Origin of the sequence: Exiguobacterium sp. PHA03, from assembly GCF_041945985.1 — a bacterium.
Lineage (GTDB): Bacteria > Bacillota > Bacilli > Exiguobacteriales > Exiguobacteriaceae > Exiguobacterium_A.
The window spans coordinates 1,435,478-1,451,599 of sequence record NZ_JAUTYQ010000001.1 but is presented as its reverse complement, the minus strand read 5'-3'; the positions used below and the strand labels follow the sequence as shown (position 1 = coordinate 1,451,599).

The window sequence follows — 16,122 nt, the reverse complement described above, 5'->3', positions numbered from 1 at the left end:
CCAATGGATGTAAACTTATTTGATTTTCATTTACCAGAAGAACAAATTGCTCAAGTGCCATTGCTCGACCGGACGAGTTCGAAATTGATGGTCCTCGACCGGGAGACAGGTGCGATTCAGCATCAACACTTCCATGATATCGTCGACCACTTCCGGGAAGGCGATACACTCGTCATCAACGATACGAAAGTCTTACCAGCACGTCTCTTTGGTGTAAAGGAAGAGACAGGTGGAAAAATCGAATTGTTGCTCTTGAAGCAGACGAGTGACGATGTTTGGGAAACGCTAGCAAAACCAGCAAAACGAGTCAAGCCAGGTACAATTCTGTCGTTTGGTGACGGATTACTCCGTGCTGAGTGTGTCGAAGCACTTGAAGACGGGGGACGGATTCTGAAGTTTTTCTACGACGGGATTTTCTACGAAGTGCTCGATCAACTCGGAACGATGCCATTGCCGCCGTACATTCATGAACAACTAGAAGATCAAGATCGTTACCAGACGGTCTACGCTCGCGAACGTGGGAGCGCCGCGGCACCAACAGCGGGTCTTCACTTCACACCGGAATTGCTCGAAGCGCTTCAAGCGAAAGGTGTCCGGATCGCACCGTTGACGTTACATGTCGGACTTGGCACATTCCGTCCTGTTTCGGTCGACGACGTCGATAGTCACAAGATGCATAGTGAGTACTACGAATTGCCGGAAAGTTCAGCGGCACTGCTACGCGAAACACGGAAACAAGGCGGACGGATCATCGCGGTTGGTACGACATCGACGCGAACGCTTGAAACGGTCATCCGTGATCACGGTGACTTCATCGAAGCAACAGGTTGGACAGACATCTTCATTTTCCCAGGTCAGGAAGTCAAAGGGATCGATGGATTGATCACGAACTTCCACTTACCGAAATCAACATTGATCATGCTCGTGTCCGCGTTATCGACACGGGAACACATTCTGCATGCCTACGAAGAAGCTGTAGCGAATGGCTATCGTTTCTTTAGCTTCGGTGATGCGATGTTCTTAACGAGAGAGGAACGAAACTAATGACAAAACACGCGGTAACATACGAACATATCAAAACATGTAAACAATCCGGAGCGCGGTTAGGAATCGTCCATACGCCGCACGGTAGTTTTGAGACACCGGTCTTCATGCCGGTCGGAACACAAGCGACGGTCAAGACGATGGCACCAGAACAAATCAAGGATATGAACGCGAACATCATCCTCGCGAACACGTATCACCTATGGGTGCGTCCTGGACACGATGTCATAAAGGAAGCAGGCGGTCTGCATAAATTCATGAACTGGGATGGCGCGATTCTCACGGATTCAGGTGGCTTCCAAGTCTTCTCACTCGCTGATCTCCGGAATATTTCGGAAGAAGGCGTTCATTTCCGTAACCATTTAAACGGTGACAAACTGTTCTTATCACCGGAAAAAGCAATGGAAATCCAAAACGCACTCGGTTCAGACATCATGATGGCGTTTGATGAGTGCCCCCCATATCCTGCTTCTCACGAGTACATGAAAGCATCTGTCGAACGAACAAGCCGCTGGGCAGAACGTTGTCTTGCAGCGCACGAACGTCCGCAAGACCAAGCACTGTTCGGAATTATCCAGGGTGGCGAATACGAAGACTTACGTCGCCAAAGTGCGAAAGATCTCGTAGCGCTTGATTTCCCAGGTTATGCGGTCGGTGGTCTCTCGGTTGGTGAACCGAAAGATGTCATGTACCGAGCACTCGAATTCACGACACCACTCATGCCAGAAGATAAACCACGTTATTTAATGGGCGTTGGTTCACCGGATGCATTGATTGAAGGCGCGATTCGTGGAATCGATATGTTCGACTGTGTCTTACCGACACGGATTGCACGCAATGGTACATTGATGACATCACAAGGACGTCTTGTCGTCCGAAATGCAAAATATGCACGTGATTTCCGTCCACTCGATGAGAAATGTGATTGCTACGCATGTAAGAATTACTCGCGTTCGTACATCCATCACTTGATCCGCGCGCAAGAAACGTTCGGACTACATCTTTGTTCGACACACAATCTTCACTTCCTCGTCAAGTTGATGGAAGGCGTTCGCCAAGCGATTCGTGAGGATCGTCTGCTTGATTTTAAAGAAGAATTTTTCGAAGAATACGGTTACAATTTACCGAACGCAAAGAATTTCTAACAAATCGTCTGACAAATCAATCCTTTCACGGTATAATGAACGTGATTTGAATGATAAAGGAGTTGGTACAAATGGGAAGTAATATCCTTGCATTCCTCCCGATGATCTTGATCTTCGTGGTGTTCTATTTCTTGTTGATCCGTCCACAGAACAAACGCCAGAAGCAAGTGCGTCAGATGCAAACTGAACTTTCACGCGGCGATTCGATCGTAACGATCGGTGGTCTTCACGGGGTTGTCCAAAAAGTTGACGACACGACGGTGACATTGAAGTCAGGAAACGCACAATTGACATTCAACCGAAGTGCTGTGGCAGAAGTGACGAAAAAATCAACAACTGTCATGGGCGACGAAACGGTCGAATAAGGCATTGAAAAGACGCTTTCCGGATTCCGGAGCGTCTTTTCTGTTTATATATGAGAAAAACGTTTGCTAAGATTACCATTTCTTTTGTAAGCTAGGGTAGGAGAACAAAGTTGTCTGAAAATATACTGGGAACTAGAGAAAGGACAATGTAGCATGATCAAGAAAGGGAAACTTGCCACATTCTTCATCGTCGTCATCGCGTTGCTCGTGCTGATCGGTACGACATCGTCATGGTTGCTGAAGGATACGAAGCTTGGCCTTGACCTTAAAGGTGGCTTCGAAGTCTTGTATGAAGTACAACCACTGAAAGAAGGAGACGTCATCGACCAAAATGCGATGAGTGCCACATTGACGGCAATTGAGAACCGTGTCAACGTTCTCGGTGTCTCTGAACCGGATATTCGGATCGAAGGTAACAACCGGATTCGTGTTCAGCTTGCTGGCGTCAAGGATCAGACGGAAGCGCGTCAAATCCTATCTTCGACGGCACAATTGTCATTCCGTGACATCAACGATAAGTTGTTGCTTGACGGCTCAGACTTAAAAGCTAAAGGAGCAAAAGTCGGATATGATCCGAATACGAATGAACCACTCGTCGAATTGACGATGAAGTCAAAACAGAAATTTTATGAAGTAACTCAAAAAGTCTCACAAATGCAAGCTCCGGCGAACCGCCTTGTCATCTGGCTCGATTACGAAAAGGGTGATACGTACGAAAAAGAGATTCAAAAGAAAAATTCGAAAATCGTTTCGGATGCATCGGTCACTCAACCAATCAACTCGGATAAGGCAATCATTTCCGGTGGCGATATCGATGCCGAGTATGGTAAACAATTGTCCTCAATCCTTAACGCAGGAGCACTGCCGGTCAAACTCGAGGAAATCTACTCGACGTCGGTCTCGGCTGCTTTTGGACAGGATGCACTTGATCAGACACTTTTCGCGTCAGCGATCGGTGTAGCGGCTGTCTTCTTGTTCATGCTAGTGTTCTACCGGATCTCTGGATTAGTTTCGATTATTACCTTGTTGTTCTACATCTATCTCGTCATGATTTTCTTTAACGGGATTAATGCCGTCCTTACATTACCGGGGATTGCGGCACTCGTTCTTGGTGTCGGTATGGCGGTTGATGCGAATATCATCACTGCAGAGCGGATCAAGGACGAATTACGAAGCGGCAAATCCGTCTTATCCGCATTTAAAGCCGGAAACCGTCGTTCGTTCGGTACGATTCTTGATGCCAACTTAACGACATTGATTTCTGCTGGTGTCTTGTACTACTTCGGTACAAGCACGGTCAAAGGATTCGCTATCATGTTGATGGTCTCAATCGCCGTCACTTTCGTCACGAATGTCTTTGTCTCACGTTACCTGATGCAACTCCTTGTCAGTAGCCGATGGTTCGATAAGAAGAAATCATGGTTCGGTGTAAAGGAGAGTGAAATCCGTGAGCTTTAATCCTACGAAATTCGATTACGTCAAACATCGCAAAATCTATTTCGCGATCACGATTGCCCTCGTCATCATTTCGGTACTTTTGCTGTCGTTCCGCGGTCTTAACCTTGGGATCGACTTCTCGCAAGGTACACGCGTCGAGATTTCTTCTGAGAATCAAATCAAGGAAGCCGATGTCCGCTCTGTCATTGAAGAGTCAGGCATTGATGCTGCGGAAATCGATGGCATCCAATTTGCTCAAGGTGGAAAACTAGCGAACGTCACGTTCGTTGGGGAATTCAGCCAAGATCAAATCTCTAAAATGAAACAAACGATTGAAACGGAATATAAGAAAGAACCGAGTATCTCGACGGTTTCGGCGCAAGTTGGTCAAGAAATCGCGCGTAACGCGATTTATGCGGTCTTACTCGCGTCACTTGGGATCGTCATCTATGTCTCGTTCCGATTCCAACCGTTATACGGGATTGCGACAGTGCTTGCATTATTGCATGATGCGTTAATGATCGTCGCCTTCTTCTCGTTGTTCCAAATTGAGGTCAACTTGTACTTCATTGCAGCGATCCTGACGATCATCGGGTATTCTGTCAACGATACGATCGTTACGTTCGACAGGGTTCGAGAAAATCTCGGACTTGCCGAAAAAGGGGGACGAAAAGTTTCGTTCGATGAGTTGGCGCATATCGTCAATGAATCGATTCAACAAACAATCGTCCGTTCGATCAACACCGTCGTGACGGTCATCATGACGGCAGCAGCGCTCTACATCTTCGGTAGCGAAGCGATCCGTGGATTCAGTCTTGCGTTGCTCGTCGGGTTGATCATGGGGATGTTCTCTTCGATCTTCATCGCTGCTCAGCTCTGGCTCGTCATGAAGGGTCGCACACTTGGTCGGACAAAACGTGCTTCCTAAAAGAGTATCCGCATCAGCTATCGCTGATGCGGATTTTCAATTATAATGGGGAAGTTGATTGGAGGGTTTGAGATGTACCATGCTAAAAAAACATGGCTTGATAAAGTCATTGATCCAGAACAAATCGAACAATTGACGGCGGATGGCTCGATCTCTCCGCACGTCGCACAACTACTTGTCCAACGGGGGTTCACGACACGTGAAGCAGCCCGTGAATTTCTAGAAACCGATCAAATGGCATTCCACGATCCATTTGCTTTTAAAGACATGCCGAAAGTCGTTGAACGGATTCAACGTGCCGTCAACGAAGGTGAGATGATTTTAATTTACGGTGATTATGACGTCGATGGTGTGAGTTCCGCGGCGATTCTCTGGCACGCCTTGATTGAAATCGGAGGGATGGCAGAGTGTTATATCCCAAACCGATTCACGGAAGGCTATGGACCGAATGAAGCAGCATTTCGCTGGGCAGCGGAAGAAGGGTTTAGTCTCGTCATCACCGTCGACTGTGGGATTTCCGGTATCCACGAAGCAGATGTCCTGAAGGAACTCGGGGTCGATTTAATCATCACCGATCATCACGAAGCAAAAGAAACGTTACCCGATGCCTTTGCCTTGATCCATCCAGGTGTCGATCCGGCGTATCCGTTCTCGAAACTCGCAGGCGCAGGAGTTGCCTTTAAAGTCGCGCATGCTCTCCTTGATCGTGAACCAGTCGAATTACTCGATCTTGCCGTGCTCGGAACGATTGCCGATCTTGTTCCGCTCGTCGGCGAAAACCGCTTACTTGCGATTCGTGGCATCGAAGCACTGAACGCAAGTGAACGTCCAGGTATCCTTGCGTTACGTGACGTCTGCAGTTTAACTGAGGACGAACTAACGGAAGAGTCGGTCGGATTTGCGTTCGGTCCACGGATCAATGCAGCAGGTCGTCTCGATTCTGCGATGCCAGCGCTCGAGATGTTGCTAGCAGAAAGTAAAGATGAAGCACTTCATCTCGCGAAACAGCTCGACCAACAAAATAAGCAACGTCAAGATATCGTCAAGCAGATTGCGGAAGAAGCAACGGCGCTTGTCGAGGAACGCTTCAAGGATGACCGCGTCCTCGTCGTCGATGCGGCAGACTGGAACCCAGGTGTCGTCGGGATCGTCGCCTCGCGACTCGTTGAAAAATACCATCGCCCCGTCATCATGCTGTGTCATGATGCTGAAAAAGGAACAGCCAAAGGTTCTGGGCGATCGATTCCAGCCTTTGACCTCTTCGCTGAACTGACGAAATGTGAAGATATCTTACCGCATTTCGGCGGACATCCAGCTGCGGCTGGGATGACTTTATCTTCTGATGACGTTGAGACGTTACGTCAACGCTTGAATGAACAAGCGAGCACGTTACCGGATGACGCGTTCATCGCGACAATCGATGTCGACCTACGTCTACATGTCAGTGATGTCTCGATTCAGTTAATTGAAGACATTCAGCGACTGGCACCGTTCGGGATGGGAAACCCCGCGCCACGGATCGTCATTGAGCAGGCGAAGATTCGCGATATGAAACGGATCGGTCGTGATCTGACGCATGTCAAGGCACTCCTATCAGACGACGGGAAGGAACTCGATGCAATCGGCTTCGGCTTCGGCGACCTCGTCGATGAAGTTTCAACCTTATCGGAGATTCACTTGATGGGCAGTCTGAACATCAATGAATGGAATGGTTTCCGTAAACCACAATTGATGATTCAAGACGTCGCTGTCGAAGATGTTCAAGTGTTTGATTACCGTGGAGGTAAGCGGCCGCTGAGCGATCTATTCGCCTTACCGCACGAGACGACGACATTCGTCGCCTTTACCGATGAGATGAAGGAGAAATACACTGAACGTTCGTTGAATGGTCCGATTCGACAAAACATCGTCTTTCTTGACCTGCCGGAAGAGGAAGCAGCATTTTATCCATATGTGCAACAGGCAGAGCGGATTTATTGTGCCTTTAAGGATGAAGGCTATTATTTCGAGACGATTCCATCGCGTGAGGATTTCAAACAGTACTTCCAGTATTTTGCGAAATGTCCACGGGATGAGCTCCGGATAGGTCTCGTACGTTTGTCAAAATCGCGAAAATGGACGAAACGATCGATTAACTTTATGCATTCGGTATTCTCGGAACTTGATTTTCTTGTTACAATGGAGGACGGGCTGCCGGGTGTGAACCCAAATGCTGCAAAACGAGATCTGACGGAAGCACCGACGTACCAGCGTCATGAAGCGCGTCAAGAGCTCGAGCAACAATACATTTATTCGTCACTCGCTCAGTTGAAAGAGCGTTTTGATACTTTGGTAGAAGCGGCGAAGCAGGAGGAAAAGACATGGAGTTCAAACAGCATATAAAAGAGGTCGAGAATTGGCCGAAAGAAGGAATCAGTTTCAAGGACATCACATCACTCATGCAAAACGGACCGGCGTATAAACAATCGGTCGATGCGCTCGTTGAGTATGCACGTAGTAAAGGCGCAGATGTCATCGCAGGTCCAGAAGCACGTGGATTCGTCGTTGGTTGCCCAGCAGCTTACGCGATGGAAATCGGATTCGTTCCTGTTCGTAAAGAAGGAAAATTACCGCGCGAGACAGTCCGTGTCGAGTATGGTCTTGAGTACGGAAAAGACGTCTTGACGATGCACGAAGATGCAATCCAACCGGGACAACGCGTCGTCATCCTTGACGATTTGCTTGCGACAGGTGGTACGATTGAAGCAACGATCCAAATGATCGAAAAATTAGGCGGAACAGTTGCCGGAATCGGATTCTTAATTGAACTCGATGGTCTTGGCGGACGTGAGAAACTCGAAGGATATGACATTCTTTCATTGATTCGCTACGAAGACTGAAGACACTATACTCTCTTGGTACTTGATGACCAAGGGGGTATTTCTTTTTATTTTGACATCTTCTCAAGATTTCACGATAATAAGAATTATATATTAGGGATTCCGTTGCAGACGATCCCGGGGACTGGGTGAGGAAAAGGGATGACAAATAAACAAATCGTAAATGTAGAAGACCTTCTCGCTCGATGTGCGGAATACATGACGCAAGTTGAAGTCAAAGACATCGAACGTGCTTACCAATTCGCGAAAGACGAACATGATGGACAATTCCGCCGTTCAGGGGAACCGTACATCATTCATCCGGTACAAGTTGCCGGTATCTTAGTCGATATTGGTTTGGATGCAACGACGATCGTCGCTGCGCTTCTTCATGATGTCGTCGAAGATACGGACATTACACTCGAAGAATTATCCGAACGATTCGGATCTGACGTTGCGATGCTCGTCGATGGCGTCACGAAACTCGGGAAAATTAAATATAAATCGAAGCGCGAAGAGTTAGCTGAGAACCATCGGAAGATGTTCATCGCGATGGCGGAAGACATTCGTGTCATCTTGATCAAACTGGCTGACCGTTTGCACAATATGCGGACGTTGCAACATATGGTCAAGGAAAAGCAAGTGCAAAAAGCAGAAGAGACGCTTGAAATCTTCGCGCCACTTGCACATCGTCTCGGGATTTCGACGATCAAATGGGAACTCGAGGACATCAGTTTGCGCTACATCAATCCGCAACAATACTACCGGATCGTTTCGATGATGAAACAAAAACGGACGGAACGAGAAGCGCTCGTTAGTTCGGTTATTGAAGAGGTCAATGAAGTACTCGATGATGTACAGATTGCAGCGGAAGTCGATGGACGTCCGAAGCATATCTATTCCATTTATAATAAGATGCAAAACTCGAAAAAAGAGTTCAGTGAAATCTATGATTTGATGGCTGTTCGCATCATTGTTGACTCAATCAAAGATTGTTACGCTGTACTCGGAATCATTCATACGCAGTATAAACCGATGCCGGGACGCTTCAAGGATTATATCGCGATGCCGAAGCCGAACATGTATCAATCGCTGCATACGACGGTCATCGGACCGAAAGGCGAGCCGCTCGAGGTCCAAATTCGGACGCGAGACATGCATTTCATTGCCGAGTACGGGATTGCCGCTCACTGGGCGTATAAAGAAGGTAAGGAACAGGAAGCAAAATCTGGATTTGAGGATAAGATTGCTCACTTCCGCGAGATTTTGGAGTTACAGAAGGACACGGCAGATGCCGAGGAATTCATGGAATCGGTCAAAGTCGACTTCTTCAGTGACATGCTGTACGTCTTCACACCAAAAGGTGACGTCATCGAGTTGCCGAAAGGTTCTGTTCCGATTGATTATGCCTACCGAATTCATACGGAAATTGGTCACCGGACGATCGGAGCGAAAGTCAACGGACGGATGGTACCGATCGACTATAAGCTAAAGACAGGTGACATCATCGAAATCGTCACGTCGAAGCATAGTTATGGTCCAAGTAAGGATTGGCTCAAGATTTGTGTGTCGAGTCAGGCGAAAAATAAAATCCGTCAATGGTTCAAACGTCAGCAACGCGAAGAGAACGTCTCAAAAGGACGGGAACTGATCGAAGCAGAAGTGAAGAAGCTTGGCTTTGAGCCGAAAGAAGTCATCAATGAGAAGACGCTCGAAGACGTGACGCGGAAGTTCAACTTCTCGCAAGAAGAAGACATGTACGCTGCTGTTGGCTATCATGGTCTGACTGCTGCCCAAGTCGCGCATAAATTAACGGAAAAATTACGCAAAGACAAAGAATCCAAAAATCTAGAACTGAACGAAGCAATCAGTGAGATGAAGACGTTCGATCGTCCGAAAAAGGAAAATCCGGAAGGGGTTCGGGTCAAAGGCATCGATAACATGCTCGTTCGCATGAGTCGTTGTTGTAATCCGGTTCCAGGGGACGATATCGTCGGATATATCACGCGTGGGCGTGGCGTCTCAATTCACCGGACGGACTGTTTGAACGTCATTCACGAACAAAATCCGGAACGTCTGCTCGAAGTCGAGTGGGAACATGAAGGTAAAGCCGTCAAGAGTTATAACGTCGAAATCGAAATTTCTGGATTTGACCGGGCAGGATTGTTGAATGATGTCTTGCAGTCGGTATCTGCAACGAATACGAACATCGTCGCTGTCAGTGGGAAGGGCGACGACAGTAAACAAGCCAAAATCACGATGACGATTGCGATCAATAATGTCAATCATCTACAAAAAGTCGTCGATCGAATTAAACAAATCTCTGACGTGTATGCTGTACATCGCGTCATGATGACGTAAGGAGCGGATCCGTCGTGCGAGTTGTATTACAACGAGTCAAAGAAGCAAGTGTCACAGTCGATCAAAAAATCATCGGTCAAATCAAACAAGGATTTCTTTTGCTCGTCGGTGTCACGCACGAAGACACGATCGATCAGGTGAACTGGTTAGCTGATAAAATCGCAGGACTCCGTGTGTTTGAAGATGAGGAAGAACGGATGAATCGCTCGTTACAGGATGTCGACGGTCAGATTCTATCCGTCTCGCAGTTCACGCTGTATGGTGATGTCAAAAAAGGACGTCGTCCAGCCTTCACGGAAGCGGCGAAACCGGATGTTGCCAATGAGTTGTATGAAGCGTTCAATGAACGTCTTCGTGCGCAAGGACTGACGGTCGAGACAGGTCAGTTCGGTGCCATGATGGATATCGCGCTCATTAATGATGGGCCTGTAACGTTGATTCTTGAAAAAGAAGCAAACGCTTGACAGGAACCGAGAGACGAGGCAATATTAGACGTAACCAAATGATTCATACGACCGAAGACGAAGAGGAGTAATCAAGACCTCGTCTGCTTAGAGAGTCGCCCCTTGGCTGAAAGGGCGAACAGACGAACTCGATGAAAGACCCTTCCGAGGTATCTTCCTGAACCGATAGTAGGGAAGGTCGTACGCAGGCGTTAACTGCACCGAGTGGTCAAATGTGATTTGACAACCAGGGTGGTACCACGGGATCTTCAAGTTCTCGTCCCTTTGCGGACGAGAACTTTTTTGTATTCAAAAAAGGAGGAATTTGAGATGAAATTACCACGCGGTACGTTTGATGTCCTTCCAGGAACAGTCGAACGTTGGCAGTACATCGAACAACAATTACGTGAAATTAGTAAGCGTTACAACTATAAGGAAATCCGGACGCCGATTTTTGAGGAGACAGAACTCTTTAAACGTGGCGTTGGTGAGACGACGGATATCGTTCAAAAAGAGATGTTCATGCTTGAGAAACGCGGAAAAGACCAGTTGACGTTACGCCCGGAAGGAACGGCTGCCGTCGTTCGTTCATTCGTGACAAACAAACTGTTCGGTTCACCGAACCAACCAACGAAATTATTCTACATCGGCCCGATGTTCCGTTATGAACGTCCGCAAGCAGGACGTTTCCGTCAGCTCCACCAATACGGAGTTGAAGCACTCGGAAGTGAACAACCGGCCATTGATGCGGAAGTAATCAGTCTCGCGATGAGCATCTACCGTTCATTCGGATTGAAGCATCTTAAACTGGTCATCAACACGCTCGGGGATAACGAAAGTCGCGCCGCACACCGGGCAGCACTCGTCGAACACTTTAAGCCAGTCGTTCACGAATTATGCCAGGACTGTCAAAATCGTCTCGAAACGAATCCACTTCGTGTCCTCGATTGTAAGGTCGACCGCGATCACCCGAGCATGGCAACAGCACCATCGATTCTCGATTACTTAAACCCGGCATCAAAAGCGTACTTCGACGAAGTGTTGCTTCACTTAGATGCACTCGGTATCGAGTACGTCGTTGATCCAACGCTTGTTCGCGGAATCGACTATTACAATCACACGGCTTTCGAAATCATGTCAGAAGCAGAAGGTTTCGGAGCAATCACGACACTATGTGGTGGTGGTCGTTACAACGGTCTCGTCGAACAGATCGGTGGACCGGCAACACCGGGAATCGGATTCGGAATCGGTATCGAGCGTTTATTGATGGCGCTTGAAAATGAGAACGTCTTACCAGCAGTCGACGATCAAATCGATGTCTTCATCGTCGCGCAAGGCAGTGATGAAGTCGAAAAGACAGCGACACGACTCCTACAATTAATGCGTCTTGAAGGACTTGTCGCGGATCGGGATTATCTCGGTCGGAAGTTCAAAGGACAATTTAAGGCAGCAGATCGCTTGAAAGCACGTTACACGGTCATCCTCGGGGATGAAGAAGTCGAGCGTGGTGCAGCTGCCCTCAAAAACATGGCTACAGGGGAACAGACGGACGTTCCGTTATCAGCAGTCGCTGATACGATCGTCGCGAAATTAAAGGAGGAAGCACAATGATCGGACGCACGCATATGAACGGACAGGTGACAGAAGAAGTCATCGGACAACACGTTCAACTTAAAGGATGGGTTCAAAAACGACGTGACTTAGGAGGATTGATCTTCCTTGATCTCCGTGACCGTAGTGGCATCGTCCAAATCGTCTTCCAACCGGAAAACGAGCAGGCACACCGTCTTGCCGAATCGATTCGTTCGGAATATGTCCTCGATATTAAAGGACATGTCATCGCACGTGAGAATCCGAACCCGAACATCCCGACTGGACAAGTCGAGGTCGTCGCGGATGAAGTCGTCATCTTAAACGCAGCGAAGATGACACCGTTCCCGATCAGTGAAGAAGCGGAGCAGACGTCAGAAGATTTACGTCTCAAATACCGTTACCTCGACTTGCGTCGCCCATCGCTCCAAGAGACATTCCGTCTCCGTTCGAAAGCATCGAACATCATGCGGAACTTCCTCGATGAGCAAGACTTCCTGGAAGTCGAGACACCGATCTTAACGAAATCAACGCCAGAAGGCGCACGTGACTATCTCGTCCCAAGCCGGGTTCACCCGGGCGAGTTCTACGCCTTGCCACAATCTCCACAATTGTTCAAACAATTGTTGATGGTGTCTGGTTTTGAGCGGTACTTCCAAATCGCACGTTGTTTCCGTGATGAAGACTTACGTGCAGACCGTCAACCTGAATTCACGCAAGTCGACATCGAGACAAGCTTCATGGACATCGAAGACTTGTATGCCATGATGGAGTCGATGATGACACGCGTCATGAAAGAAACGCTCGGAAAAGATATCGTGACACCATTCCCACGGATGCCGTATGCAGAAGCAATGAGCCGGTATGGTTCGGACAAACCGGATACACGCTTCGGTCTCGAATTGATCGATGTCGCGGATGCCGTCAAAGGAGCAGGATTCAAAGTATTCGATATGGCACTTGAAGCAGGTGGAGAAGTCAAAGCATTGAACGTCAAAGGTGCAGCTGAACGCTTCTCACGAAAAGACATCGATAAGTTACAAGAATTTACGGCGATTTACGGTGCAAAAGGTCTCGCATGGGTCAAAGTGACAGCGGACGGATTGAATGGTCCAATCGCGAAGTTCTTCGACGAAGAAGCAACCGCTCGCTTGACAGCGGCGACAGATGCGGAAGCAGGCGACTTGTTGTTGTTCGTCGCAGCAAAAGCATCGATCGTAGCAGACAGCTTAGGTGCGCTCCGTCAGAAGTTGGCGAAGGAACTCGACTTAATTGATGAGTCGGTCTTCAACTTCCTTTGGGTGACAGACTTCCCACTTGTCACGTACGAAGAAGAAGATGGTCGTTTCTATGCGAACCACCACCCGTTCACGATGCCGCGTCGTGAGGATCTCGAATTGCTCGAGACGGATCCTGGCAAAGTCCTCGCAGTCGCGTATGACCTCGTCTTAAACGGATATGAGCTCGGCGGTGGATCACAACGGATTTATGAACGGGATATCCAGGAGCGGATGTTCAAGTTGCTTGGCTTCTCAGAAGAAGAAGCAAACGAGCAATTCGGCTTCTTGATGGAAGCATTCGAATACGGAACACCACCACATGCGGGGATCGCACTTGGTCTAGACCGTCTCGTCATGTTACTCGCAGGGCGTTCGAACTTGCGTGATACAATTGCCTTCCCGAAAACAGCATCAGCAAGTGATCTGTTGACGGCAGCACCAAGCCCAGTCTCGGATGCGCAATTGAATGATCTCTCAATTCGTACAGCAGTCAAACAATCTTAAGTCACGACAAGCGAATCTTCCGGTATGGGAGGTTCGCTTGTTTCATGAAGGAGGGCGAACGGATGGAACGACACTTTTTTGAACGGTCTCCAGTTGAAGTCGGACCAGACTTCTTAGGAACACACATCACGGTCGATGAGGTAACGATGCGAATCGTCGAGGTCGAAGCCTATCTCGGTCCTCACGATCAAGCGGCACACTCGTTTTCCGGTAAACCGACGAAACGAACGGCACCGATGTTCGGTCCACCCGGACATTTATATGTTTATTTCACGTATGGTATGCATCACTGTATGAATATCGTTTGTGGACATGAAGGGGAAGGATACGGACTGCTGTTACGAGGTGCCGAAATCATCAGTGGGCACGATCTTGTCGCTGAACGCCGTTTCGGTTGTTCCTACGCAGAATTGACTGCGATTCAACGACGAAATCTCGTCAATGGACCGGCAAAATTGTGCCAAGGATTCGGTCTAACGACTGCTGATTCAGGTCAGGATCTTTATCAAGACCGGTTTCGACTCGTTGCCGACCCAGTCGATGCAATCGTCCAGACGACACGCATTGGTATTCCAAATGCTGGAGAAGCGACGGCCTATCCATGGCGTTTTTATGTCGACGCGAGTGAAGGTGTCAGTAAACGTTAAAAAATGGACGCTCCGATCAGGAAGCGTCCATTTTTTATTTAGGATTGTTGATTGATTTTTTAGCTTGTTGTTTTTTATAGAATTTATAAACGATTGGTCCAACCGTCGTTACAAGCGTCACTAATGTTCTGAGTTTACCGCGTTTTGCAGCCATTGATCCATTCACTCCTCTGATTTGTTGTAGTAATCATATTCCACGAAAACAACGTCTTAAAACCTCGTCGGCACATCGATTGGTTTTCTAAGTCCCTTGGTCGGGTCATAGTATAAGAGAAGGGAGCCGATCAATATGGGAGCAGTCGTCTGGTACCGCAATGATTTGCGTGTCGATGATCATGAAGCACTTCGGAGCGCATGCGAAGAACAAGATACGATTCGGGCAGTATACGTTAAAAATCATAAGGAACAGCTGTTTGAAAGAGGCGCGCAACAAGCGAAATTCGAAGAAGAGACATTAGTGAATTTAGCCGATCATTTGTCTCAAATCGGAATTGCATTAGATATTTTAGAGGGGAAGGTGAATGAGGCACTTGATTCTTATCTACAAACGGATGATACAGTCTATTTCCATAAGATGACTGGAACAGAAGAAGCGGCAAGTGAGCAGTATGTCAAAGACAGATATACAGTCCGTTCTTTTGAGACACAGACACTACATCGCCGGGAAGATATCGGAAGTGACGAACTGAAGCGCGTCTTTACAGCGTTTCGAAAACGTGTCGAGGCGAAAGGAACCTTCTACGATCCACTTGATCCACCAACCGGTATTCGATTAATAAGGGAGGAATCAGTCAAAGCGGATCCAGAGATTGCGTTCCCGTTCCGTGGTGGAGAATCAGCGGGGAGAGCACGTCTTCAAGAATACTTTGCTGAGCCTGTATTCACCTATAAAGAAACACGTAATGGTTTTTTGCGAGATGATTCTTCGAAGTTATCTGCCTGGCTAGCGAACGGATCGCTGTCACCGCGTCGCGTCATGGCTGAATTGCAGGAAGCCGAGCGAAAAAAGGGAGCAAATGAATCGACGTACTGGTTGTATTTCGAACTGTTATGGCGTGACTTTTTCCATTTAACGATGCGTGAGACAGGAAGTCGTCTGTTTCGATCGAATGGATTAAAGGAAGGTCAATACACGTGGAAGACGGATCAGCTAGCTGTCGAACGTTGGATAAAAGGAAAGACCGGTGTACCGTTCGTTGATGCCTTTATGAACGAGATTCGCGAGACGGGATGGATGTCGAACCGGGGCAGGCAGATCGTTGCTAGTTATCTCATTCATGAATTAAAACAGGACTGGCGCATCGGAGCACAGTATTTTGAACAACAATTGATTGATCATGACGTCGCTTCGAACTATGGCAACTGGGCATTCATCGCAGGGGTCGGGAATGCGACACGGACGCCACGATTCGATCCCGTGTTCCAGCAACAACGATATGATCCGAACGAAGACTTCACGAAACGTTGGACTTAAAAAAGCATCTTTTTCTGGAGTGGGAAGTAGTTGCATTTCAGAGGGG

At 47.9% G+C, this 16,122-nt stretch carries 11 protein-coding genes, 1 pseudogene and 1 other annotated feature; all 12 genes and pseudogenes read left to right on the top strand.

All coding sequences use genetic code 11. The annotated features are described in order from the left end of the window. Positions 1-3: 3 nt before the first annotated feature. Positions 4-1,044: a tRNA preQ1(34) S-adenosylmethionine ribosyltransferase-isomerase QueA gene (gene queA, locus Q7C19_RS07740; protein ID WP_290751785.1), complete on the top strand. Its 1,041-nt coding sequence runs from the start codon at positions 4-6 to the stop codon at positions 1,042-1,044. Then, complete coding sequence (tgt, locus tag Q7C19_RS07735) at positions 1,044-2,189, top strand: tRNA guanosine(34) transglycosylase Tgt (protein ID WP_035406513.1); 1,146 nt, start codon at positions 1,044-1,046, stop codon at positions 2,187-2,189. The genes queA and tgt overlap by 1 nt, the downstream gene beginning before the upstream one ends. Positions 2,190-2,260: 71 nt before the next feature. Continuing rightward, complete coding sequence (gene yajC, locus Q7C19_RS07730) at positions 2,261-2,554, top strand: preprotein translocase subunit YajC (protein WP_056062498.1); 294 nt, start codon at positions 2,261-2,263, stop codon at positions 2,552-2,554. Between the two features lie 156 nt (positions 2,555-2,710). Beyond that, positions 2,711-4,919: pseudogene (secD, locus tag Q7C19_RS07725) on the top strand (protein translocase subunit SecD). 72 nt (positions 4,920-4,991) lie between these two features. Continuing rightward, complete coding sequence (gene recJ / locus Q7C19_RS07720) at positions 4,992-7,301, top strand: single-stranded-DNA-specific exonuclease RecJ (RefSeq protein WP_375091922.1); 2,310 nt, start codon at positions 4,992-4,994, stop codon at positions 7,299-7,301. Further along, positions 7,280-7,798, top strand: a complete 519-nt coding sequence (locus tag Q7C19_RS07715; protein WP_035406521.1) for an adenine phosphoribosyltransferase — start codon at positions 7,280-7,282, stop codon at positions 7,796-7,798. Before recJ ends, Q7C19_RS07715 begins: the two co-directional genes overlap by 22 nt. 141 nt (positions 7,799-7,939) lie before the next feature. After that, on the top strand, positions 7,940-10,138 hold the full coding sequence (locus tag Q7C19_RS07710) for a RelA/SpoT family protein (protein ID WP_056062492.1): 2,199 nt from the start codon (positions 7,940-7,942) through the stop codon (positions 10,136-10,138). A gap of 14 nt (positions 10,139-10,152) precedes the next feature. Continuing rightward, on the top strand, positions 10,153-10,602 hold the full coding sequence (gene dtd / locus Q7C19_RS07705; protein WP_035406526.1) for a D-aminoacyl-tRNA deacylase: 450 nt from the start codon (positions 10,153-10,155) through the stop codon (positions 10,600-10,602). Positions 10,603-10,647: 45 nt separating this feature from the next. After that, positions 10,648-10,869, top strand: a binding site (T-box leader). Between the two features lie 42 nt (positions 10,870-10,911). Next, the gene (hisS, locus tag Q7C19_RS07700; RefSeq protein WP_035406530.1) at positions 10,912-12,192 is read left to right on the top strand and encodes a histidine--tRNA ligase; all 1,281 of its coding nucleotides are present in this window, start codon (positions 10,912-10,914) and stop codon (positions 12,190-12,192) included. After that, complete coding sequence (gene aspS, locus Q7C19_RS07695) at positions 12,189-13,955, top strand: aspartate--tRNA ligase (RefSeq protein WP_035406533.1); 1,767 nt, start codon at positions 12,189-12,191, stop codon at positions 13,953-13,955. Before hisS ends, aspS begins: the two co-directional genes overlap by 4 nt. Positions 13,956-14,017: 62 nt before the next feature. After that, positions 14,018-14,602: a DNA-3-methyladenine glycosylase gene (locus Q7C19_RS07690; RefSeq protein ID WP_035406536.1), complete on the top strand. Its 585-nt coding sequence runs from the start codon at positions 14,018-14,020 to the stop codon at positions 14,600-14,602. Positions 14,603-14,891: 289 nt separating this feature from the next. Continuing rightward, a complete protein-coding gene (locus Q7C19_RS07685; RefSeq protein ID WP_290772630.1) occupies positions 14,892-16,076 on the top strand; it encodes a DASH family cryptochrome in 1,185 nt (394 codons plus the stop codon). The last annotated feature ends 46 nt before the right edge of the window (positions 16,077-16,122 follow it).

Bases quoted from the DNA above. Each gene is read 5' to 3' on its own strand.
- queA (WP_290751785.1), top strand. From the start codon at position 4: ATGGATGTAAACTTATTTGATTTTCATTTACCAGAAGAACAAATTGCT.
- tgt (WP_035406513.1), top strand. From the start codon at position 1,044: ATGACAAAACACGCGGTAACATACGAACATATCAAAACATGTAAACAA.
- yajC (WP_056062498.1), top strand. From the start codon at position 2,261: ATGGGAAGTAATATCCTTGCATTCCTCCCGATGATCTTGATCTTCGTG.
- recJ (WP_375091922.1), top strand. From the start codon at position 4,992: ATGTACCATGCTAAAAAAACATGGCTTGATAAAGTCATTGATCCAGAA.
- Q7C19_RS07715 (WP_035406521.1), top strand. From the start codon at position 7,280: ATGGAGTTCAAACAGCATATAAAAGAGGTCGAGAATTGGCCGAAAGAA.
- Q7C19_RS07710 (WP_056062492.1), top strand. From the start codon at position 7,940: ATGACAAATAAACAAATCGTAAATGTAGAAGACCTTCTCGCTCGATGT.
- hisS (WP_035406530.1), top strand. From the start codon at position 10,912: ATGAAATTACCACGCGGTACGTTTGATGTCCTTCCAGGAACAGTCGAA.
- aspS (WP_035406533.1), top strand. From the start codon at position 12,189: ATGATCGGACGCACGCATATGAACGGACAGGTGACAGAAGAAGTCATC.
- Q7C19_RS07690 (WP_035406536.1), top strand. From the start codon at position 14,018: ATGGAACGACACTTTTTTGAACGGTCTCCAGTTGAAGTCGGACCAGAC.
- Q7C19_RS07685 (WP_290772630.1), top strand. From the start codon at position 14,892: ATGGGAGCAGTCGTCTGGTACCGCAATGATTTGCGTGTCGATGATCAT.